The 20,511-nt window shown below is 73.8% G+C and carries 18 protein-coding genes; 3 read left to right on the top strand and 15 right to left on the bottom strand.

Translation table 11 applies throughout. The features are described 5' to 3' along the window. Positions 1–19: 19 nt before the first annotated feature. The 7 genes from ACFPM7_RS05890 to ACFPM7_RS05860 form a co-directional block, all read right to left on the bottom strand. Positions 20–238, bottom strand: a complete 219-nt coding sequence (locus ACFPM7_RS05890) for an MbtH family protein (RefSeq protein WP_378244633.1) — start codon at positions 236–238, stop codon at positions 20–22. A 37-nt stretch (positions 239–275) separates the two neighbouring features. Beyond that, positions 276–1,496, bottom strand: a complete 1,221-nt coding sequence (locus ACFPM7_RS05885) for a methylaspartate mutase (protein ID WP_378244631.1) — start codon at positions 1,494–1,496, stop codon at positions 276–278. Then, positions 1,493–1,939, bottom strand: coding sequence for a cobalamin B12-binding domain-containing protein (locus ACFPM7_RS05880; RefSeq protein ID WP_378244629.1), 447 nt, complete (start codon positions 1,937–1,939; stop codon positions 1,493–1,495). Before ACFPM7_RS05880 ends, ACFPM7_RS05885 begins: the two co-directional genes overlap by 4 nt. A gap of 81 nt (positions 1,940–2,020) precedes the next feature. Next, complete coding sequence (locus tag ACFPM7_RS05875; RefSeq protein ID WP_378244627.1) at positions 2,021–3,277, bottom strand: glutamate synthase-related protein; 1,257 nt, start codon at positions 3,275–3,277, stop codon at positions 2,021–2,023. Further along, positions 3,274–4,269 carry an asparagine synthetase A gene (locus ACFPM7_RS05870; RefSeq protein WP_378245027.1) on the bottom strand — a complete coding sequence of 332 codons (996 nt, stop codon included), beginning with the start codon at positions 4,267–4,269 and terminating at the stop codon, positions 3,274–3,276. The genes ACFPM7_RS05875 and ACFPM7_RS05870 overlap by 4 nt, the downstream gene beginning before the upstream one ends. Positions 4,270–4,460: 191 nt before the next feature. Then, entirely contained in the window at positions 4,461–5,531 is a 1,071-nt protein-coding gene (locus ACFPM7_RS05865) for a branched-chain amino acid aminotransferase (protein ID WP_378244625.1), read from the bottom strand. Beyond that, on the bottom strand, positions 5,528–6,853 hold the full coding sequence (locus ACFPM7_RS05860) for an MFS transporter (protein ID WP_378244623.1): 1,326 nt from the start codon (positions 6,851–6,853) through the stop codon (positions 5,528–5,530). The genes ACFPM7_RS05865 and ACFPM7_RS05860 overlap by 4 nt, the downstream gene beginning before the upstream one ends. A 265-nt stretch (positions 6,854–7,118) precedes the next feature. On the opposite strand from ACFPM7_RS05860, the gene ACFPM7_RS05855 reads away from it, so the two are divergent. Then, a complete protein-coding gene (locus tag ACFPM7_RS05855; protein WP_378244621.1) occupies positions 7,119–7,295 on the top strand; it encodes a hypothetical protein in 177 nt (58 codons plus the stop codon). On the opposite strand, the gene ACFPM7_RS05850 is transcribed toward ACFPM7_RS05855, so the two are convergent. Beyond that, complete coding sequence (locus tag ACFPM7_RS05850; RefSeq protein ID WP_378244619.1) at positions 7,292–10,207, bottom strand: AfsR/SARP family transcriptional regulator; 2,916 nt, start codon at positions 10,205–10,207, stop codon at positions 7,292–7,294. The genes ACFPM7_RS05855 and ACFPM7_RS05850 overlap by 4 nt on opposite strands. A gap of 241 nt (positions 10,208–10,448) precedes the next feature. On the opposite strand from ACFPM7_RS05850, the gene ACFPM7_RS05845 reads away from it, so the two are divergent. Both ACFPM7_RS05845 and ACFPM7_RS05840 read left to right on the top strand, forming a co-directional pair. Then, positions 10,449–10,826: a nuclear transport factor 2 family protein gene (locus ACFPM7_RS05845; RefSeq protein ID WP_378244617.1), complete on the top strand. Its 378-nt coding sequence runs from the start codon at positions 10,449–10,451 to the stop codon at positions 10,824–10,826. 217 nt (positions 10,827–11,043) lie between these two features. After that, complete coding sequence (locus ACFPM7_RS05840) at positions 11,044–11,673, top strand: hypothetical protein (RefSeq protein WP_378244615.1); 630 nt, start codon at positions 11,044–11,046, stop codon at positions 11,671–11,673. 465 nt (positions 11,674–12,138) lie between these two features. Here the strand turns inward: ACFPM7_RS05840 and ACFPM7_RS05835 are convergent, their stop codons facing one another. From ACFPM7_RS05835 to ACFPM7_RS05805, 7 genes are all read right to left on the bottom strand, one after another. Beyond that, positions 12,139–13,410 carry a condensation domain-containing protein gene (locus tag ACFPM7_RS05835; protein ID WP_378244613.1) on the bottom strand — a complete coding sequence of 424 codons (1,272 nt, stop codon included), beginning with the start codon at positions 13,408–13,410 and terminating at the stop codon, positions 12,139–12,141. Between the two features lie 176 nt (positions 13,411–13,586). After that, positions 13,587–15,239 (bottom strand): condensation domain-containing protein, encoded by a 1,653-nt coding sequence (locus ACFPM7_RS05830; RefSeq protein ID WP_378244611.1) that lies wholly within the window; start codon positions 15,237–15,239, stop codon positions 13,587–13,589. Between the two features lie 141 nt (positions 15,240–15,380). After that, positions 15,381–16,241 (bottom strand): alpha/beta hydrolase, encoded by an 861-nt coding sequence (locus tag ACFPM7_RS05825; RefSeq protein WP_378244609.1) that lies wholly within the window; start codon positions 16,239–16,241, stop codon positions 15,381–15,383. Between the two features lie 20 nt (positions 16,242–16,261). Then, positions 16,262–17,518 carry a condensation domain-containing protein gene (locus ACFPM7_RS05820; RefSeq protein WP_378244607.1) on the bottom strand — a complete coding sequence of 419 codons (1,257 nt, stop codon included), beginning with the start codon at positions 17,516–17,518 and terminating at the stop codon, positions 16,262–16,264. Between the two features lie 18 nt (positions 17,519–17,536). Beyond that, the gene (locus ACFPM7_RS05815; protein ID WP_378244605.1) at positions 17,537–18,304 is read right to left on the bottom strand and encodes a thioesterase II family protein; all 768 of its coding nucleotides are present in this window, start codon (positions 18,302–18,304) and stop codon (positions 17,537–17,539) included. Next, positions 18,304–19,371: an HAD-IIIC family phosphatase gene (locus ACFPM7_RS05810; RefSeq protein WP_378244603.1), complete on the bottom strand. Its 1,068-nt coding sequence runs from the start codon at positions 19,369–19,371 to the stop codon at positions 18,304–18,306. The genes ACFPM7_RS05815 and ACFPM7_RS05810 overlap by 1 nt, the downstream gene beginning before the upstream one ends. After that, complete coding sequence (locus ACFPM7_RS05805; protein ID WP_378244601.1) at positions 19,368–20,510, bottom strand: acyl-CoA dehydrogenase family protein; 1,143 nt, start codon at positions 20,508–20,510, stop codon at positions 19,368–19,370. Before ACFPM7_RS05805 ends, ACFPM7_RS05810 begins: the two co-directional genes overlap by 4 nt. Between the last annotated feature and the right edge of the window lies 1 nt (position 20,511).

Genomic DNA, 20,511 nt, shown 5'->3' with positions numbered 1-20,511 from the left:
CAGATCGGGCCGGGCGCGGTCAGGACTCGGCGGCGATGGCCGCGACGAGGCTGGCGGGGCGCAGGTCGGTCCACTCCCGCTCGATGTGGGCCAGGCAGGCGGCGCGGGTGTCCTCGCCGTGCGCGACCGTCCAGCCCGCCGGGACCGCGATGGCCGCCGGCCACAGGGAGTGCTGGTTCTCGGCGTTGACGAGCACCAGGTAGACGCCGTCCTCGTTCTCGAACGGGTTGGTGGACATGGCTTTCTCCTTCAGCTGGGATGTGCGACGGGATCGGTCAGAGCGCGGCCGCGTCGAAGCGCGCGGCCACGTGGGACAGGGCGGCGACCAGTTCGGATGAGCCGAGCCGGTCAGCGCGGGCGGGCACGGCCGAGCGCGGCAGCGGGAGCCCGCCCGCCGCCGACCAGCGCAGCCACCCGGTGTCATCGATGTGGCAGCGCGCCTGGTTGGCGTTGTCCGGGTGCAGGCAGTACGGCACGTCCAGCAGTCCGGTGTGGAACGCGGTGACCATCGCCTGCCCGATGTCGTCGTGCAGGCCGAGCACCGCGTCGATGATGGCGCGCGCCTCGGCGAGCAGGCCGGTGTCGGCTTCGGGGAGGGGTGGCGCGGCGGACGCGGCGGCGGACGCCTCCTCCAGCGCGGCGACGTTCTCGGCCACGGTGGGGATGCGGTGCGCCTCGGCGACCGTCTTCACGATCAGCCGCCGCGCTCCCGCACCCGCCGCGAGCCGGGCCGCCGCGGCCAGCAGCAGCCGGGCCCCGCCCGGGGTGGACGGGTAGACGCCCATGTAGGTGTACAGCACCACATGCCAGTCCACATCGGGCAAGTAGCAGGCCGCCGCGGCGCGCAGCGCCCGCACCGCTTCGGCGTCCTGGTCTTGGTTGGTCTGCTGGGAGTAGCTCAAGGAGACGCTGCGGATGCCGTTGGCGCGGAAGAACATGCCCTCCAGCACACTGATCGCGATGAGCAGCGACGGCGGGCACAGCTGCCCCATCAGGCAGCCGCCGAAGGTCTCCAGGTGCGCGCCGGGCACGGTCTCGGCCAGCCGCGCGCAGGCTTCGGTCCAGTGCGCGGTGGACTCGCGCAGCGGACGCCTGCTGTAGGGCAGGCAGTAGGACACCGGCCCGCCCTCGCTGGCGGCCAGGCCCAGCTCGGCCATCCTGGCGAAGATCGCCCTGGGGTCGGCCGAGCCGTGCCGGACCTGCACCGGGAATCCGGCGTCGGCGACACCGTCGAGCACCGCCCGGGTGACCTCGCGGGGATGGGCGACGATCGGGTAGCCGTTGAGCGCTCTGCCCTCGCGCAGGGCGGCCAGGGCCGCGTCTGCGTCGCCGACCCTGGTGTAGCTGTCGAGGGTGAGCGTGCCGACGGTGGTGGCCGCCGCCCGCTTGACCGCGAGGAGCCCGGCCCGCATGGCGGCCGGGTCGGCCATGCCCATCCTGGGCTGCACCACCAGCCCTGGCGCGGCGGCCACCGCCGCCGGGAAGGCGCCGGTCACCGCGGACTCCCGGCGAGCGCGGGCGCGGTGCTGCCGAGCCCGGCGAGGAAGGCGCGGAAGCGCGTGACCTCGGCCGGGCCGTCGAACACCGCGGCGAATCCGGCCGCGAGCAGATCATCGGCCGCCGCGGTGTCGCGGCCGCGCACGCCGAGCTTGCCGCCGATGACGACCGGCACGGCGGCGGTGGCGGGCTGGGCGCGCAGGGCGGCGAGCGCGGCGGGGCCGTCTTGGCAGCCGTGGCCGTTGACCGTGCTGAGCACGACCAGGTCCGGCCGCCGGGCCGCGCACTCGGCGGCCAGCAGCGCCGGGGGCACGCAGGCGCCGAGGTTGGCGACCTCGTGGCCCAGCTCCTCGATCAGCAGCTGGAGGAAGACCAGGTTCCAGGTGTGCGAGTCCGACGACGTGCTCGACACCACCACGGTCAGGGGCTTGGTGGTCGGCATGGCAGGGTCCTTCCGGGGGAGCGTGCGACCGGGGGATCGCGGGAGAAGCGGTCAGAGCGCGGCGGCTCCGGTCGACACCGCTCAGATCGGGACGGCGACGGGCTCGGGCAGCCCGGGCGACCACAGGTCGTCGCGGTCGAGGTCGCCGACCCGGTACTTGCCGAGGGCGCTGATCAGCAGCCGGGCCTCGTAGGCCAGGCACTCGACGAGCCTGCGCAGGCCCGCGTCCGGGTCGGCGTCGACGGCGACCAGCGCCGCCCGGCCGAGCCCGACGGCCCGCGCGCCCAGCGCCATCGCCTTGACCGCCCGCACGCCCTCCCACATCCGGCCGGTGGCGAGCAGGCAGCCCGCGGGCCCGCCGATCCGGGAGAGGCACTCGCCGAGCGGGAGCCCGACGTGCTCCAGGAAGGCCGTCGGCGCCCAGCCGCTGCCGCCCTCCGCGCCGTCGACGGTGACCGCGTCCGCGCCCGCCGCCCAGGCCACGGCCGCCGCGTCGGCGACGTCGCGGCCGGGGTGCAGCTTCACCCACACCTTGGCGCGGCCGAAGTTGTTGCGCATGAACCGGATCTGCTGGCGCAGGATCTCGTCGGTGAAGGTGCCGGGGCTGCCCGAGCGCAGCACACCGCGCTCCCCCGCCCACAGTTCGTCCACTGTGTACTGGTCGCCGACCCGGGCGGCGGCGGCGCGGTCGAGCACGGTCATGCCGCCCAGACCGGGTTTGGCCCCCTGCCCGACCTTCAGCTCGAAGCCCAGCCGCCCGTCGGCCAGCAGCGGCTCGGAGGCCGGATCGCTGTAGACGAGGTTCCACACCTCGGCGTCGGCGTCCTCGGTGCTCTGCTGCACCACCACGCCGCCGTAGCCGGGCTCGGCGGCCTCCACGTAGGCCCTGATGCGGGCGAGCAGGCCGGTGGTCTCCGAGCGCGCGACGCGGTAGCCGTTGACCGGGACGACGTTCTCGCCGATCACCATGGGCACGCCGAGCGCGCCCGCCTGCCCGCTGGCGGCCACCGACACCTCGGCGCTGCCGAGGCGGGTCGAGCCGAAGGCGGAGAGGAACACCGGCAGCCGGGAGGCGAACCCGCCCACCTCGGTGGTCAGGTCGACGTCGGCGGCCATCGGCTCGCGGCCGAGGTCGATCAGCTTCTCCAGCCTGCGGGGCAGGAACACCGGGGGCGCGAGCCGGGCCGCGTCGAGCAGGTCGCCCGCCGCGGCGCCCAGGTGCTGGCCGAACACCTCGTGGCCGTAGGACTCGACCGGCGGGAACGCCGCCGCCGCCCCGGTGAGCGCCCGCCGCCGCACGGCCTCGACGGGGAATCCCGCCGCGCGCAGCCCGCTCACGGCGCGACCCGCCCGGGAACCTTGGGGTAGGCGTTGACCTGCCACACCGCGTCCAGCCCGGTGAGGAAGCGGGTCAGCCGCTCCAGGCCCATGCCGAACCCGGCGCTGCGCGGGATGCCCTGGCGCACGACGTCGAGGTACCAGCGGTACTTCGCCGGGTTCTCCCCGGTCTCGCGCATGCGGGTGACGATGGTGGCGTAGTCGGCCTCGCGCTCGCTGCCGCTGACGATCTCGCCGTAGCCCTCCGGGGCGAGCAGGTCGAAGTTGCGCAGCCTGCCCGGCTCCTCGGTGCTCTCCCGGTCGTAGAAGCCGCGTGAGCCCTTCGGGTAGTCGGTGACGAAGAACGGCCGCGCCGCCTGCCGGGACAGGATCTCCTCGCCGGTCCACTCGATCTCGGCGTCGGGGCTCTGCGGGTAGTCCAGGCCGTGCAGGGCGGTGACGGCCTCGCGGTGCGACAGCACGTCGAAGGGCCCTTCCAGCAGGCGGGCCAGCGCGCCGTGATCGCGGCCGAGGGCGTCGAGCTGCTCGGTCGCGGTGGTCAGCACGTGCTTGACGACGTGGGTCAGCATCCGCTCGGCGACGCCCATCGCCGCGACCCGGTCGCCGCCTGCGATCTCGACGTCGATCTGGTGGAACTCGGCGAGGTGGCGGCGGGTCGAGCAGGTCTCCACCGGCTCGGCGCGCACGTTCGGCGCGATGAAGAACAGCTTGTCGAAGGCGAGCAGGGATGCCTGCTTGTAGAGGATGCCGCTGGTCATCACCTTGTAGCGGTGGCCGTAGTAGTCGACGTCGAGCTGCTTGGAGCCGCGCGCGCCGGGGTCGGTGACCGGGCCGATCACCGGCGGCAGCAGCTCCACGAAGCCCTCGCCGCCGAGGAACTCGCGCACCGCGCGCAGCACCTCGTTCTGCAGCAGCATCGCGGCCTTGGTCACCGCCGAGGACAGGTGCCGCGCGGGCGCGGGCGGCCCGTCGGCGGGGTCCGGGCCGGGGATCTGGCCGGGGATCTGGCCGGGGATCTCAGTGGGGACGCGCGGGCTGTGCGGCTCCGCCGGGATCTCCCGGCCGGAATACCGGATCGGCACCAGGTCTGTCGCGTGCTCCATGGTCTCTTCCCTCACTCGTGGTCGGGGGTCGGTGCGGTGCGCCGTGGGTGGGCGCGGGTTGTTCGGGTGGGGCACGGCCGTCAGCGGGTGGGCGCGACGACGACGCGCCGCCAGCCACCGGGGTCGGGGGCTGCCCCGCGCTGGGTGTCCAGCAGCAGACCGCGCAGCAGGCGGGTGACCGGCCCGGGGGTCCCGTCGCCGACGGTCCAGTCGCCGTCGCGGTCGCGCACCGTGCCGACCGGGGTCACCACGGCGGCCGTGCCGCAGGCGAAGACCTCGGTGATGCGGCCCTCGGCGCACTCGCGCCGCCACTGCTGCACCGAGATCCGCTCCTCGGAGACCGCGTAGCCGGTGCGGGCGGCCAGGGTCAGCAGGGAGTCGCGGGTGACGCCGGGCAGCAGGGTGCCGGTCAGCCCCGGGGTGACCAGCTCGGTGCCCGCCGGACCCTGGCGCACGAAGAACAGGTTCATACCGCCCATCTCCTCCACCCAGCGGCGCTCGGCGGCGTCGAGCCAGACGACCTGCTGGCAGCCCGCCTCGGCCGCGGCCCGCTGGGCGACGAAGGAGGGCCCGTAGTTCGCCGCGCACTTGACGTCGCCGGTCCCGCCCGCGACCGCCCGGCTGTGCTCGCGGCTGATCAGCACCGAGACCGGGGCCAGCGCGTCGTCGCCGAAGAAGCCGCCCGCGACGAACGCCATCAGCAGGAAGCGGTACTCCGCGGACGGGCGCAGCATCAGGTTGGGCTCGGTGGCGAACATCAGCGGGCGCAGGTAGAGGCTGTGCGACGGGTCGTCGGAGAGCGCGCCGTGGTCCAGGGCCACCAGCTCGTCGACGGCGGCCAGGAAGTCATCGACCGGCAGCTCGGGCATGGCGAGCCTGCGGGCGGACGCCTGGAACCGCAGGGCGTTGCGGTCGGGCCGGAACACCGACACCGAGCCGTCCACGCCCCGGTGGGCCTTGAGGCCCTCGAACACGACCTGGGCGTAGTGCAGGCCGAGCATCGCCGGGTGCAGGGTGAGCGGGGTCAGCGGGCCGACCTCGCGGCCGTGCCAGCCCAGCTCGGGTGTCCAGGTCGCGCTGACCATGTGGGCGGTGAACGCGTCGCCGTGGCCGGGGCCCGCCGTACTGGGGCGGGCGAGGGTGTTGGTCATCGTGTCTGCTCCTGGTTCTCGGGGGTGCCGGGTGCGTCAGTGCTGGCGGTGGTGTCGAGGGCGCGGACGTGCTTGCGGGAGAGGGCGAAGAGGACCAGTGCGGCGAAGCAGGCGCCGAAGGCGGCCGTGGTGCTCGCGAGTCCGAAGACCTGGGCGATGGCGCCGAAGCCGACCATGGTGAGCGGCGCGAACCCGTTGTCGGCCAAGGCGAGCACCGAGCTGACGCGACCGATGTAGGCATCGTCCACTGAGGCCTGGACGACGCCTGCCAGCAGCGGCGAGGCGAGTCCGGCGGTGGCGCCGACGAGGAAGGTGGCGGCCAGCGTCACGGCGAAGGGCGCCCAGCCGATCGCGGTCAGGCTCGCGGCCTGCACCAGCAGGATCAGCAGCGCCGAGACCAGCGGGCGGGCGGGCCGCCAGCGCAGCGCGACCAGGGTGCCGAGCGCGGCTCCCGCGCCGACCGCGCCGGTGAGCCAGCCGAGCGAGACCGCGCCCCAGCCTTCGCCGGTGACGTGCAGGGCGACTCCGATGGAGAGGACCGGCGCGACGAAGACGTTGAGCCCGGAGAGGGTGATGACCAGGTCGCGCACTCTGGGCGTGGTGGCCAGGTAGCGCAGCCCGTCGCCGACGTCGGCGCGCACCGAGCGCCCCGCCGAGCGCTCCCGGGGCCACCGCGGCCGCACCAGGACCACCACGACCAGCACCACGGCGAAGGAGATGAGGTCGACGACCATCGCGCCGCCGAAGCCGAAGCTGACCATCACCAGGCCGCCGAGCGGCGCGCCGAGCACCCACGCGCCCCGGCCGAGCAGCTGGCGCAGCGCGGCGACCCGGCCCAGCTCGGACTTGGGCACCAGCTGGCGGGGGAACGCCGTGGCGGCCGGGCCGTAGAAGGCGTCCGCCGCGCCGAAGGCGAGGCTGACGGCGATCAGCAGCCAGGGCGAGACCCCGGCGGTGGCGAACACCAGCAGGCCCACGGCCAGCACGGCGATCCTGGCGAGGTCGGCGACCAGCATCATCCGCCGGGCGTCGAAGCGGTCGGTGAGCGCGCCGCCGAGCAGCATCAGCAGAGCGCGCGGGATCGTCGCGCAGGCCAGGACGAACCCGGCCAGCCCGGCGTTGCCCAGCCCCGCCGCGGTGAACGCCAGCGCGACGAACCAGATCTCGTCGCCGAGGGTGGACACCCCGGTGGCGACCGCCCACCCGACGGTTCTGCGGTCGCGCCAGAGCGACCAGTTCCCCGGTGGAGCGCCGGGCGGTGCGCCCGGGTCGGGGACCGGCGGGGCCGGGTCGGTCCGGCGGACCGCGGATCTGTGCGCCATCGGCTTTTCCTCGATTCACCAGCAGTCGGCAACTGCTGCTGAATCTGCGCACCGCCGCTATCACGCGACCATCACCGTCCAATCGGGGCACCAGAAACAGACCGATTGGTTGTTTTCCCAGTTCAGCGGCCAGTTATCCGGCTATCTCGGCGGTGATAGCGCGGGGATAACCGGCGAAATAGGGCGGAGATTCCGGGGCTCCATAACGTTCGATCTGTCGCCGGGAACACGGCGAGAATCCCCCCGGAAGAACCTGGAGCCAGCCATGGTCCGCACCGCCTTCGCCAAGATCGTCGTCGCCACCGCCGCACTCGCCGCCCTCGGCGCGGGCACCGCGCACCTCGCTGTCGCGGCCACCGCGGACGCCTCCGGACCGGCCGTGGTCGTCGCCGACGGCGGCGACGCGGGCGCCGCGAACAACCCCAGCAACCCCTGGGACTAGTCCCCGCCCGTCCCCTCGCCCGCCTGCACCAGGGTCCGCTCCACCCGGGCCCGCTCCCGCTCCATCCCCCGGTCCGCGTACACCCCCGCCGCGTGGGTGAGCAGGTCCACCGCCTTGGCGTGGTCCCCGCGCCGCAGGTGCACCTCCGCCAGGTCGACCCGCACCGCGGCGGCGCCTCCGTGGTCCAGCATCTGCTCCCGCAGCGCCAGCGACCGCTCGAAGCAGTCCACCGCGGTCTCGTGCTCGCCGAGCGACAGGCTCACCTCACCGAGGTTGCGCAGCAGGTGGCCCTCGCCGATCACGTCGCGGCGGCGGCGCACCAGCTCCAGCACCTGCCGGTAGGTCGCGGCGGCGGCGTGCAGCTCCCCTTCCCCCGCCTGGATCTGCCCCATCCGGCGCAGCGTGTGCGGCATGCCGCCCTCGTACCCGGTCTGCTGGTAGATGTCCATCGCCTCGGCCAGATCGGCGCGCGCCCGCGCCGCCTCCCCATGGCGGCCCAGCACCTCGGCCCGCTGGGTCAGCACGATCGCCCGGCCCACCACGTCGCCCGCGCGGTCGAAGTCGGCCATCGCCTCCTCGTAGAGGCGGCGGGCGGAGTCGTCGTCGCCCGCGCGCCGCGCCAGCAGCCCGAGGTCGCGGCGGCACAGGCCGAGCCCGCGCGGGTCGTCCAGGTCCAGGAACATGTCCAGCGCCTCGGTGAGCGCCGCCGAGGACTTGCGCGTCTGCCCGCTGTTGATGTGCAGGGTGCCCAGCGAGCCGAGCACCGCCGCGACGCCGAGCCGGTCGCGCCCGGTCTTGGCCGCGGCCAGCGCCCGCAGGTGCGTGCGCTCCCAGTCGTCCAGGTAGCCGCGCGCCTCGAACAGGGTGACCGCCGTGACGGCGAGGTCCCAGCACAGCTCGTGCAACCCGGCATCGGCCGCCTGCTGGACCGCGCCGCACAGGTTGGCCTGCTCGCCGTCCATCCACTCCAGCGGATCGGCCAGCAGCTCGTCGACGTACTCCGACGGCGGGCTCCAGCGCGGCGCGGACCCGTGCACGACGGTGTAGTCGCCGCCGTAGACCCTGCGGTGCGCCTGCTCGGCCAGCGCCAGCCAGCCGCCGAGCATCCGCGCCGTCGCGGCGGCGCGCTCCGCGGGCGCGATTCCGGCGGCGGCCTTCTCCCGCGCGAAGAGCCGGACGATGTCCTGGAAGTGGTAGCGGAACTCCCCGGTCCGCTCGACGGCGACCACGTCGAGCATCTGCACATCGACCAAGGGCTCCAGCAGGTCCGACGGGTAGGGGCAGTCGTCGTCCAGCACCGCGCCCGCCACCCAGCCCGGCAGGCTCGCGCCGTCGGCCAGCGCCAGCAGCCCGAACAGCTCCCGGGACGAGCGGTCCATGCCGTCGTGGGTCAGCGAGAGGCTGGCCCTGATGGTCATCTCCCCGTGCGCCAGCTCGTCGAGGCGGCGGCGCTCGCTGGCGAGCCTGCTCACCATCGACGCCAACGTCCAGTGTGGACGGGCGGCCAGCCGGGCGCCGATGATGCGCAGCGCCAGCGGCAGCCCGCCCACCGTGCGCACCAGCGCGGCGGCGGCCTCCGGCTCGCGGTCCACCCTGGCCTGGCCGAGCACCAGCCCGAGCAGCTCCAGCGAGCGCGCCGGGTCCAGCGAGTCCAGCTCGACCTGGCGGGCGCCGGGCACGCCGGTCAGCCGCGAGCGGCTGGTCACCAGCACCGCGCAGGTGTTGCTGCCGGGCAGCAGCGGCAGCACCTGGCTCTCGGTGACGGCGTCGTCCAGCACGACCAGCACCCGCCGGTCGGCCAGCAGCGTCCGGTACATCTCGACCCGTTCGGACAGGCCCGCCGGGATCATCGGCCCGGGGATGCCCAGGGAGATGAGGAAGCGGCCGAGCAGCTCGGCCGCCGCGGTCGGCCCGCCGCGGGTGCCGCGCAGCTCGCAGTACAACTGCCCGTCGGGGAAGTGCTCCATGGCGACGCGGTGCCCGACGTGCGCGGCGAACGCCGTCTTGCCGACACCCGGTCTCCCGACCACGACCACGACACCGACCGCGCGCCCCGACCCGCCGGTGAGCACCGACTCCGCGGCGGCCACCAGGCGCTCGTCGCCGACGAAGTCCGCGGTGTCGGCGGGCAGCTGCCTCGGCTTGGCGGCCACCGGCTCCGCCGCCGGCGCCTCGGCGGGCCGCGCGGGCTGGTCGGCGCCCGTGCCGGACAGGATCGCCCGCTCCAGCGCGCGCAGCGACGCCCCCGGCTCCAGACCCAGCTCATCGATCAGCAGTTCGCGGGCCGAGCGGTAGGTCTCCAGCGCCTCGGCCTGCCTGCCCGAGCGGTGCAGCGCCTGCATGAGCAGGCCGCGGCTGCGCTCGCGCAGCGGGTTCTCGTGCACCAGGCGGGTGATCTCGCCGACCAGCTCGTGGTGGCGGCCGAGTCCGATCTCCAGTTCCAGGTAGTCCTCGACGGCGTTGAGCCGGTCCTCGTCCAGGCGCAGCGCCCTGGTCCGCAGCACCCGGTTGGGGATGCCGTTGAGGCACGGACCGCGCCACAGGGCGACCGCGGCGCGCAGCTGGGCGGCGGCGTCGGCCGCCCTGCCCTCCTTCACCAGCACCCTGGCGGCCTTCACCTGCGCGGTGAAGGCGTACATGTCGACGTCCTCGCGCGCCACGCGCAGCTGGTAGCCCGGCGCCCTGGTGTCGATGGGCGCGGTGACGCTGGCGTCGGCGAGGGACTTGCGCAGCCGGGACACGCAGATGTGCACCTGGGTGCGGGCGGTGTCCGGCGGGCGCTCCTCCCAGAGCGTGTCGACCAGCTGCTCGGTGCTGACCACCTGCCCGGCCTCCATGAGCAACAGCGCCAGGATCACCTGCTGGCGTCCCGGCGGGATGCGCACCACCCCGGCCGGACCGCGAACCTCCACCGGGCCGAGGATTCCGAACGTCGGCTCTTGTGCCCCCATAGCCCCTCGACCTGTCGTGACCAGCCCAAACCCGGTCGATCGTAACCGCGGTCAAGCACTTTGGGTATGCGCCCGAGCACTCACCGGCTCCGATTGGCGCGATCAGCGGTACCTGTTGCGCCGATCGCTGATAGCCCGCTGATAGCGACGGGTTGCCGTGGTGCGGGAATCTGGCAGTCCCCTCGGATGGAAGGACCGCGCCATGGCCGAGACCCACCCGAGCATCACCGCGGCGGGAGTGGACCACGTCCGCCTGTCCTACCTGTACCTCGACGCGGGTGACCTCGACGGCTACGCCTCCCTGCTGCACGAGGACGTCCACCTCGTCCTCCCCGGCTCCCCCACCGGCCGCAGCCGCGACGACGCCATGCGCCTCGCGGGCGAACGCCCCCGCCCGCACGGCACGCACGGCCTCTTCAAGGTGATCGCCGACGGCGACTGCGTCGTCGCCGTCGGCCGCTACAACCCGGCTTCCCCGAACGACACCCCCGGACACGACTTCGCCGACGTGTTCACCCTCTCCGACAATGCCTTGCTGATGAGCCAGCGCCGCTTCCGCTGCGAGCCCCCGGCCGACTGACCGACCATCCCGCCTCGCGCCCGATCCGGCCCCGCCCAGCGGGTCCGGTCGCCCAGGACCGCACCACGCGACCGCGCGGCCACACCCCGTCGACCGGTTGTCGCCGCGACACGGACGTCATCCACTTCGGAGCTGGTTCGGGCCCGGTGACTGAATCGGTCCGGAACGGGGTACCTCCGGTGCAGACACCCGGACACACCCGCCCGGAGGCACCCCGATGCACCCCTCCCCGCGTTCCTGGGACTCGCTGCCCGACCCCGACGCCTATGGGGTCAGGCAACTGCGCGAGTTCCTGGACCCGTGGCACCCCCGCGCCAGCATCGAGTCCGGTCGGATCGAGGAGACCGTGGTCGATCCGCAGCGGGTGCTCGACAACGTCGTGATGGCGCTGCACCGCCTCGACATCGACCTCGACTCCCCTTCGGTGCTCGACCCCGCCACCATCACGACCGCCGAACTCGCCGCGATGCTCGACGGCGACCGGGCGCCCCAGCTGATCGCGCACGTGCTCAACACCGCCGTCCGGCTCATGGCCAGCCGCTACCCCGGACCGGCCGCCCGTGACCCGTTCTCCCACCAGTACGACCTGCGCCACCTGACCCCGCCGGCGGTCGACGGCGACGAACTCGCCCTCGCGCGCGACCTCTTCAACCGCAGACTGGCCGCCCACGACGATATGGCGCCCGCCGACCTCGCCGCCGATCTGGCGCCGTACGACCCGGGCGGGCTGGTCAGGGTCCTGGCCGCGATCTCGGTCCTGTACTGCCACAAGCTCGTGGTCCTGAAGTACTACGAGGACGTCCCCGGCGACGACCCGCCGCGGCCAGGTGCGCGCGGCCCGGCGTAGTCGGGTCAGGCAACCGTGCGCACCGCGGATGGTTCCGCCTCTCCAGCCACAGCACGAACCCGGCGACGGCGCAGACCACGACACTCACCGCCCGGAGAACGGCGACGACGCCCGAGCTGACCAGACTGTCGATCTGAGCGAAGTTCGCGATAAGGCCGACAGCGAGTACCGCTTCACCGGACAACAGCGAGGCGACCCAACCCGTTCGCGCGGGCGCGCTTTGACCGGTCCGTCACGACACAACCGCTCACCTTCGCGCACTCGCGGGACATCGAACCGGGTCACCGTACCGGCAGTGGATCTTGCGGGTTCGCGTGGTGACGGATCTGGGTCAGCGCGTGTTCAGGTAGCGCTGAATCCGCCACAGGTCGGAGGGCGCCACGAGCACGAACCCGCGAGCGCTGGTCGGCTACCCGACGATGTCCGAGCGGACACGGCGTTCTCGTGCTGACTCATCGGAGCCGGTCAGTCCGAGCTGGGGAGGAGGAGTTCGTGCAGGGACAGCAGGAAGTTCTCCATCTCGGGGTGGGTGAACCGCTCCAGCCTGGTGCGCCCGGTCAGTTCCACGTGGCTGCCGTAGTAGGCCATGAGATAGAACTCCGGGCCGCCGTAGTACGGGGCGGGGACGGCGCGGAGGCGGAGGTCGGGGGCGGTGGTGGGGAGGGCTGCGGGTTCGGCTTGGGCGTAGTTGAGGCTGATCTCGCAGCCGATCGGGCCGATGGTGCTCTCGACGTCCCGGCGGATTCGGTCGTCGGCGTCGACGTCGTAGCAGCCGAAGCGGTAGGCGCGGACGGCGTTGTCGTGCAGGCGACACGCGAACTCCTCGAACGGTTCGCCGTCCTGGTGGGTGCTGACTAGGTGGGCCCACTGGACCATGTTGCCGACCAGGGTGGCCGCGCCCGGGTGCAGGCGGTTGCTGGACAGGGTGTGCACGAGGATGTCGGTGGCGCCCAGGACTCGGTGGGCGGTGTGGCAGAAGGCGGCCAGCACCAGGCTGGGGACCGAGAAGCTGGGGCTGTGCGCGCGGAGGTCGGCGGCGCGCCGAGCGGCTCCGGCGACCGCGGCGCGGGAGTCGAGGACGGCGTTGACCGTGACCATCGGTGCGGCCCCGCGGTCGCGGGCGGGGGTTTGGGCGGCGGCGGTGTAGACCTCGCGGAGGTAGTCCTCGGTGGCGGTGCGCTCGGCGTGGCGTCTGGGTGAGTGCTGGGCGAGGGCCAGCTCCAGCGGGCTGTCGGCGGGTGTGCTGAACTCGCCGCCGCCGAGCAGGTGCTCGAAGTCGGCGGCGATCAGGTTCTCCGACCACAGGTCCGCCGCGATGTGGTGCACCACCGTCACCAGGTGCGACGGCCTGCCGTCCTCGGTCACCACCACGACCCGCCACGGTTCCTCCGTGGTCAGGTCCACCTCGCGCGAGGCCAGCAGCCGCGCCAGGCGTTCGGCGAACACCGGCGCGGGCGTCTCGGCCGGTGCCGCGACGACCGCCACCGGCTGCTCCTCGTCCCCGACCGGGCGCACCGTCTGGGTGAACTCCTCCAGGTGGTAGCAGCTGCGGAGACCGGCGTGCCGCGCGCGGATGGCGGTGACGGCCCGGCGGATGCCTGCCGCGGTGGCCCCCGGCGGCAGCTGGCCCGCGCGCCAGACGTTGGCCTGGTACCGGGCGTCCGGGGGCAGGCTCGCGGTGTCGCGCAGCTGCGAGAGCTGGCCGAACGTCAGCGGGCCGGTGACGGTCTCTGCCATGTCGGACGGTCCTCCTGGTGGGCCAGGGCGGCGGTGGGCCGAGGCTGCGGTGGGCAAGGGCTGCGCGGTGCCGCGCGTGCGGTGCGGGCGGGCCCGGGTCGGGCCCCGGACCCCACTGTCGTGCGCGGTCGCCGAGACGGGCAGTCGGCGCATGAGCCGGTACCCGTCCGCTTGCGCTACCTGGCCACAGCCGCGTGGACGAGTTCGCCGGTCCGCCCGCCGAGCACGTACTTGTCCGGGGCCACGACACCGATCTGGCCGGTCAGCGCGGCCACGACATCGCGGTGCAGGACCGCCGCGTCCAGGTCGCCCTCAGCGTGGGCGTGCAGTTCGACGGAGCCGTCCGCGAGCGGGTGGGCGCGCAGCCGCGCGCCCGCGCCCGCGACTGCCCGCACCAGCCGCTCGACGGCGTCCGGCCGCACCCAGCCCGCCCGCGTCCTGACCCACTCGGGGCCGCGTTCGACCGGCGCCACACCCACCAGCCGGGTCACGTCCCGCACCGACAGGTCCCCGTCGAGCGCGGCGCGGGCGACCCGCTCGATGCCCCACAGCAGGCTTTCCACGACCGCGGGCGGCAGGTAGCGGGAGTCGGCCATCAGCGACAGGACGCACCGGTCCGCGGTGGGCTGTTCGAGGGTGAGGAAGAACTTCTTGTCGTTCCACTCCATCGGGTCGAGGCGGGTGAGGACGCTGCGCGTCGCCATCTCGGCCAAGTCGGCCCGCGTCACCTCGGCCGACCTCGGCAGCTGGTCGACGTTCAGCCGGACGTGGTTGAAGTTCGTCGCCCGGTCGAGGTAGATCCCGCGGTCCAGACTGATCTCGGCTATCCGGGCGGCGAGGTCGGCGGGGTCGTACATCGACCGGCGGTAGCCCTTGATCGCCGCGAGGTGGGCCTCGCGGAGCGCGGTGGCCAGGTCGGTGTCGCGGGTGCGCAGCGCGAACAGGCCGTCCTGGGCGGTGTGCATGCGCAGGGCGCGCAGCCGGGGGGTGACGCGGTTGCCCGCGATCAGCTCCACGTTCGCCTCGTCCTGCCCGCAGTGGTTGGCCAGCCACAGGGAGGCGATGGTGAGCACCACCGTGGATGTCGTGGTGCCCGAGCGCGCGCCGAGCACCGCCGCAGCGGCGGCCAGCGCGTCGGACTCGAAGCGGTACTGGCCGATCAGCGGTCCCTCGACCGGCAGCGGCGCGAAGTCGTACATCGACGCGGGCGCGGTCCGGAAGACGCTCGACCAGTGCTCGATCGAGGCGGCCCCGACCCGCAGCCCGGCGTCCGAGCGCTCGTAGGCGAGCTGGTCCAGTGGCTCCCAGCGGGGCTCGGTCACTGCGGGGGCGGGGGTGTCGGCGAGCAGCGCCTTGAGGTCGTCCAGCAGCCGGTCCGCCGTCCAGCCGTCGGCGGCGACGTGCGAGAGGGCGAAGGCCACCGCCGCGACGTCGCCGTTCTGCCCGAGCACCGCGGCGAAGCGCACGGGCCAGTCGCTGGTCAGGTCGAAGCTGTCGGCGGTGAGCAGGGCGGCGCCCGACTGCCACTCCGCGGCGACGGCGGACTCCGGCAGCTCCCAGAAGCCGACCGCCACCTCCCCTGCACCGGCGATCTCCTGCCACCCGTCGATGAAGTGGGTGCGCAGCGTGGTGTGCCGCTCGACCAGTGCGCGCACGGCGTCGAGGAGCCGCTCCGGCGTCACGCCCGCCCCCAGCGCGGTCGTCCTGAGCAGGTTGAAGCGCGAGGTGTCCGCGAAGGTCAGCAGCGGCCGCCAGATGGCCAGCTGCCCCCAGGCCATCGGCGCGCTGACCGACGATCCAGCGGAGAAGGTCACAGAACGGCTCGGCATCTCCAGCATGGGAACTCCCGGTCGCTTTCGGAAGGTGTTCCGCGACTGCGGCGGAAATCGGATCGTAGGGCGGTCGCGTCCGCGCCTTCTACGCTTCCACGCCGGCAGCAAGTGCCCGTTCCCCGTGCGCCTGCGGGGTTCTCAGCCCAGCCGGGCGCCGATGAAGCGGATCATCTCGGGGAAGACGCGCAGCAGGTAGCCCTCGTCGTGGGCGCCGCGGGTGACGGCCGCCGTGGCCGGTCGGGTGCGGGCGATGAGGGTGCGGGCGGCCTCGACGAAGGGGTCCTCGCTGCCGCACCAGACCCCGAGCGGGACGCCCGCGATGGCCTCGGTGTGCAGGAGCGGTTCGTTGGCCGCCCACTGGGATTCGTCCCGGAAGGACGGACTGTCCTCGACGTCCGACCAGGTCTCGTGCAGGGCGGGGCTGGCGATGGCGACCGCGCGCAGGTCGGTGCGGTCGCGGGCCAGGCGCAGTGCGCCGAAGGCGCCCATCGAGTAGCCCAGCAGGCCGGTGGGCGCGGGCAGACCGCGCTCGGCGAGCCAGGCGGGCAGTTCCTCGCGCAGCATGCGCAGAGGGTCGTCCTGGGGGTCGCGGGCGGTGTAGTAGGTGGGTCCGCCGTCGGCGGCGACGACGGCGAACGGGGGCACGCCCGCCCGGGTGGCGGCGGTGAGGAACTGGGCGATGCCCATGTCGATGAACGTCCGCGCGTTGCCGCGCAGGCCGTGCAGGGCAAGGCACACCGGCAGCAGCCCACCGGTCGGCGCGGCGTCCGGGCGCAGCAGCACCAAGTCGATGTCGCGGCCCCGGGCGGCCGAGCGCACCCGCTCCACCGTCACCGGACCGGCGGGCACGTCCGGGATCTCGCCGTCCTCGCCGGTCCAGCCCAGGAGCCTGCGCAGCGGCGGGCCGCCGGGCAGCACGTCGGCGACCGCGCCCGCTCCGGCGAGCAGCACCCCCGCACCGCCGAGCAGGGCCGCGCGGCGCGTTCGCAGACCGTCCACCCGCCCAGGATGCCGGCCGGTCAGATCAGGTTCTCGTGGACCGCCCTGAGGAAGGCGGCCATGTCGGCGTCGGTGAAGCCCGCCCACCGGGTGCGGGCGGTGAGGTGGAAGTCCCCGCCGCTGGTCGCGACCAGGTAGAAGCCGGGACCGCCGACATAGGTGGCGGGCAGCGCGCTCACCTTGGTCTCGGAGAGCTCGTCATCGGCGTCGGGCGGGTCGGCCGGGGCCGGGCTGTCGACGAAGTTGAAGTGGAACTCCGGGTGGATCGGGCCGGTCCCGGCCTCGACCTCGGCGCGGATGCGGGCCTCGGTGTCGACGTCGTAGCAGCCGTAGCGGAAGGAGCGCATGCTCGACCAGTGCAGGGACGCGGCCATCGCGGTGAAGTCGTCGGCCCCGCGGTGGCTGATCACCCTCGCCCACTGGTTCAGCGAGCTGACCAGGGTCGCGGTCCCCGGGTGCAGGCGGTTGGTGGTCATTGTGTTGATCAGCACGTGCTCCGCGCCGCTGATGCGGTGGGCCTCGCGGCAGTACGCGGCCAGCACCAGGCTCGGCACGGAGATGCCCAGGGCGGCGGCCTTGGCCTCGGCGGTCGGCCCGGCGACCCGGGAGCGCAGGTTGGCCCGCGCGGTGGCCGCCTCCGCCAGCGCGATTCCGGGCACCGCCGCTTGTGCGGCGGCGGTGAACGCCTCCCGCAGGTGCCGGGCAGCGGCCTCGCGGCGCGGCGCCCAGCGCTCGGAGTGCTGCGCCAGCGCCAGGTCCAGGGGCGACGGCGCGTCCCCGGCGGGCTCGTCGCCGCGCAGCAAGGCGTCGACCTCGCCGCGCAGCAGGTCCAGCGACCACATGTCGGCCGCGATGTGGTGCAGGGCGAACACGCCGTGTGTGCCCTCCCCGTCGACCACGACGATCGCGGTGCGCAGCGACTCGTCGGTGGTCAGGTCGAAGGACTCGTGCTCCATCTCGTCGGCGATCCTGGCCGCCGCCGCCTCGGCGTCCTCGCCGTCGCGGGGACCGACCTCGCGGAAGACCAGCCCGGCGGAGTCGGCGGGGCGCACGTGCTGGCGCGGCGCGGCCGGGTCGGCGAAGTCGTAGACCGTGCGCAGCGCGGCGTGGCGGGCCCGCAGCCGTTCCACCACCGCGCGCACCGTCGCGGTCGCCACGCCGTCCAGCGGCACCACGCGCACCATGTTGGCCTGGTAGGCCTTCTCCGCCGGAAACTCCTCCACGTCGCGCCAGACGGAGAGCTGGCCGAAGTTCATCGGCCCGGACGAGACGCTCATGCTGTGCTCCTAGGCAGGTCAGGGTCGGGGGGACACCGGCGCGGTCCACGGGTGCAGCGCCGCGGCGACGGTGCGGTGCACGAACGCCGCCTGTCGCAGGACGGCGAAGTGGTCGCCGGGCAGCCGGTGCAGGTGGAACGCCCCCGCGGTGGCCTCCCGCCACCCGTCGACCTGGTGCACGCTCGCGCGCGGGTCGGCGGCGGCGGCGAACGCGGTGACCGGGATGTCCAGCGCGGCCTCGCCGGTGTGCCGATAGGTCTCGTTGACCGCGAAGTCCGCGCGCAGCAGCGGAGCGATCATCCCGAGCAGGTCGGGGTTGTCGAGCACCTGGCGCGGGGTGCCGCCGAGGGTGGCCAGTTCGGCGGCGAGCTCGGTGATCCCCAGGTGGCGCAGGTCCGGCAGCGAGGTCCGCAGGTGGGGCGCCTGCCGCCCGGAGACGAACAGGTGCACCGGCTCGGGCAGTCCCCGCTCGCGCAGCCGCTGGGCCAGCGCGAACGCGACGATGGCGCCCATGCTGTGCCCGAAGAGCGCGTACGGGGTCCGCAATCCGGTGGCGTCGGCGAACAGCGCGCCGGCGAGGTCGTCGGCGATGTCCTCGACGCGGTCGTAGGGCGTCTCCCCCATCCGGCTCTCGCGGCCGGGCAGCTGCACCGGGCAGGCCGCGATCTCCTCGGGCAGGCCCTGGCCCCAGGTGCGGTAGGCCGACGCGCCCGCCCCCGCGTGGGGCAGGCACAGCAGCCGCACCGGCGCCGCGTCCCCGGTCCCGAACGGCAGCCACGGGGTCATCAGGCCGCCCCCACGGTCTCGGGGGCCGCGTCGGTGACGACGGTGACGGTGGCCGGGTGCGGCGCGACCTGCAGGCTCGCGCGTTCGAGCACGACGCGGTCGCCGTCGCGCTCGACCTCGGTGAAACCGGCGAAGGCGTAGGTGATCTGCATCATCCGGTTGCGGCCGGTCTCCACGAAGTCGGCGCGCAGCGGCAGACCCGCCTCAGCGGCCAGGCCGATCACGTGGTTGAGCAGCACCGTGCCCACCCCGCGGGACACGACCCGGCACGACATGAGCAGCAGCCGCAGGTACCACGCGGTCTCGCCCTTCTCCACGAGGCAGAGCCCGATGGTCCCGTAGCCGCCGAACCGGTCGTCCAGCGTGGCCACCAGCAGCAGGTGCTCCGGTGAGGTGCGCAGCGCGTCGAGTTCCTCGTAGGAGTACGTGCGGCCGGTGGAGTTGAGCTGGTTGGTGCGCACGGTCAGCTCCTCCGCGCGCTGCAGGTCCTCCTGGCGGGCGTGCTTGATGGAGAACACCATCTCCAGGCTGGCCAGGAACTCGTCGCTGGGGCCGACGAAGGAGTCCTGGGCCTCGGCGCGGGCGATCTGGGTGCGGTACAGGTGCCGCCGCTCCGCCGACTCGGCGGTGACGAACCGGGGCCGGAACTCCGGGGCCGCCACCGCGTCGTGGAGGTCGGCGACATCGACCACGATCACCTCGGGAACGGCGTGGTTCACCTCGGCGCGCTCGAACTCCTGGTCGTCGACGAAGGCCAGCGCGTCGATGCCGATGTTGATCGACTGGGCGATCTGCCGCAGGCCCTCGGACTTGGCGCTCCAGCCGATCTGCGGGTAGATGAAGTACTCCTCGATGCCGAACTCCACGAGCTTGGCGATCGCCGCGTCGTGGTCGTTCTTGCTGGCGATGGAGTGCAGCACGCCGAGGGCGTCCAGCTCGCGGATCACCGCGACCACGTCCTGCTTGAGCCGCAGGTCGTCGCCTTCGAGCAGGACCCCGTCCCAGACGGTGTTGTCCAGGTCCCACACGACGCACTTGACCCGTCCCTGGCGGGGCTTGGCACTCATCGGGCACTCCTCCTGAAGGCGTCCTCGGCGATGGTCAGCTGCTGGATCTCGGTGCTGCCCTCGATGATCTCCATGACCTTGGCGTCGCGGTAGAACCGCGCGACCGGGGCGTCGGGGCCGCACCCGTTGGCCCCGTGCACCTGCACGGCGGCGCTGGCGTGGCGGGCGGCGGCCACCGACGCGAAGTACTTGGCGACGAAGGTGGCCATGAGCGTGCCCGCGTCGCCCTGGTCGCGCAGGCGGCCCGCGTGCTCGTAGAGCAGGCGCCCGGCGTGCGCGTCGGTCACCATGTCGCTGATCTTGGCGCGGATGGGGTGCAGGTCGCGCAGCGCGCCCGCGCTGACCGAGCGCCGGTCGGCGTACGCGGCGCACGCGTCCAGGCAGGCCTGGACGATGCCGACCGAGCCCGCCGCGACGCTGTAGCGGCCCAGGTCCAGCACGCCGGTGACGACCATTCCGGAGGCGAAGCCGTCCGGCCCGACGAGCGCGTCCTCGTCGAGGGCCACGTCGTGGAACACGACCTCGGCCAGCATGCTGGCCCGGGTGCCGAGGATGCCCCGGATCGGGGTCACCTCGACGCCCGGGGTCGTCCTGGGGACCAGGAACGCGCCGGTCCCCCTGGCGGTGCGGGCGAAGACCAGGAACACGTCGGCCCGCTGCCCGCCGGTGATCCACTTCTTGGTCCCGGTGAGCGCCCAGCCGCCGGCGCGCCGCCGCGCGGTGGCCTCGATGCCCTGGATGTCGCTGCCCGCCTGCGGTTCGGTGAGGCAGAACGCGCCCAGCACCGCGCCGGCGGCCATCGCGGGCAGCCAGCGCTCGCGCTGCTCGGGCGTGCCCCACCGCTGCACCGCCCAGGAGGCCATGGTGTGCACGGTCAGCAGGCTGCGCACCGACGAACAGCCGCGACCGACCTCCTCGTGGATGCCGCCGAAGGTGACCATGTCCAGACCGGCGCCGCCGTGCTCCGGGGCCAGGAACGGCGCCCAGAGCCCGGCGGCCCCGATGCGGTCGAGCAAGTCCTCCGGCACCCGCTCGGCGCGGTCGAAGGCGTCGGCGTGGGGGATGACGTGCTCGTCGACGAAGGCCCGCGCGCTGTCCCTGGTGGGGGCGACGGCCGGGCCGAGGTGTACCGCGGTCACC

Origin of the sequence: Actinokineospora guangxiensis (assembly GCF_042657845.1) — a bacterium.
Taxonomy (GTDB): domain Bacteria; phylum Actinomycetota; class Actinomycetes; order Mycobacteriales; family Pseudonocardiaceae; genus Actinokineospora; species Actinokineospora guangxiensis.
The sequence above is the reverse complement of the archived record's forward strand: the minus strand, read 5'-3'. Positions and strand labels throughout refer to the sequence as shown.

Coding starts and splice junctions, on each gene's coding strand:
- ACFPM7_RS05890 (WP_378244633.1), bottom strand. CDS start 238: ATGTCCACCAACCCGTTCGAGAACGAGGACGGCGTCTACCTGGTGCTC.
- ACFPM7_RS05880 (WP_378244629.1), bottom strand. CDS start 1,939: ATGCCGACCACCAAGCCCCTGACCGTGGTGGTGTCGAGCACGTCGTCG.
- ACFPM7_RS05865 (WP_378244625.1), bottom strand. CDS start 5,531: ATGACCAACACCCTCGCCCGCCCCAGTACGGCGGGCCCCGGCCACGGC.
- ACFPM7_RS05860 (WP_378244623.1), bottom strand. CDS start 6,853: ATGGCGCACAGATCCGCGGTCCGCCGGACCGACCCGGCCCCGCCGGTC.
- ACFPM7_RS05855 (WP_378244621.1), top strand. CDS start 7,119: ATGGTCCGCACCGCCTTCGCCAAGATCGTCGTCGCCACCGCCGCACTC.
- ACFPM7_RS05845 (WP_378244617.1), top strand. CDS start 10,449: ATGGCCGAGACCCACCCGAGCATCACCGCGGCGGGAGTGGACCACGTC.
- ACFPM7_RS05840 (WP_378244615.1), top strand. CDS start 11,044: ATGCACCCCTCCCCGCGTTCCTGGGACTCGCTGCCCGACCCCGACGCC.
- ACFPM7_RS05835 (WP_378244613.1), bottom strand. CDS start 13,410: ATGGCAGAGACCGTCACCGGCCCGCTGACGTTCGGCCAGCTCTCGCAG.
- ACFPM7_RS05830 (WP_378244611.1), bottom strand. CDS start 15,239: ATGCCGAGCCGTTCTGTGACCTTCTCCGCTGGATCGTCGGTCAGCGCG.
- ACFPM7_RS05820 (WP_378244607.1), bottom strand. CDS start 17,518: ATGAGCGTCTCGTCCGGGCCGATGAACTTCGGCCAGCTCTCCGTCTGG.
- ACFPM7_RS05815 (WP_378244605.1), bottom strand. CDS start 18,304: ATGACCCCGTGGCTGCCGTTCGGGACCGGGGACGCGGCGCCGGTGCGG.
- ACFPM7_RS05810 (WP_378244603.1), bottom strand. CDS start 19,371: ATGAGTGCCAAGCCCCGCCAGGGACGGGTCAAGTGCGTCGTGTGGGAC.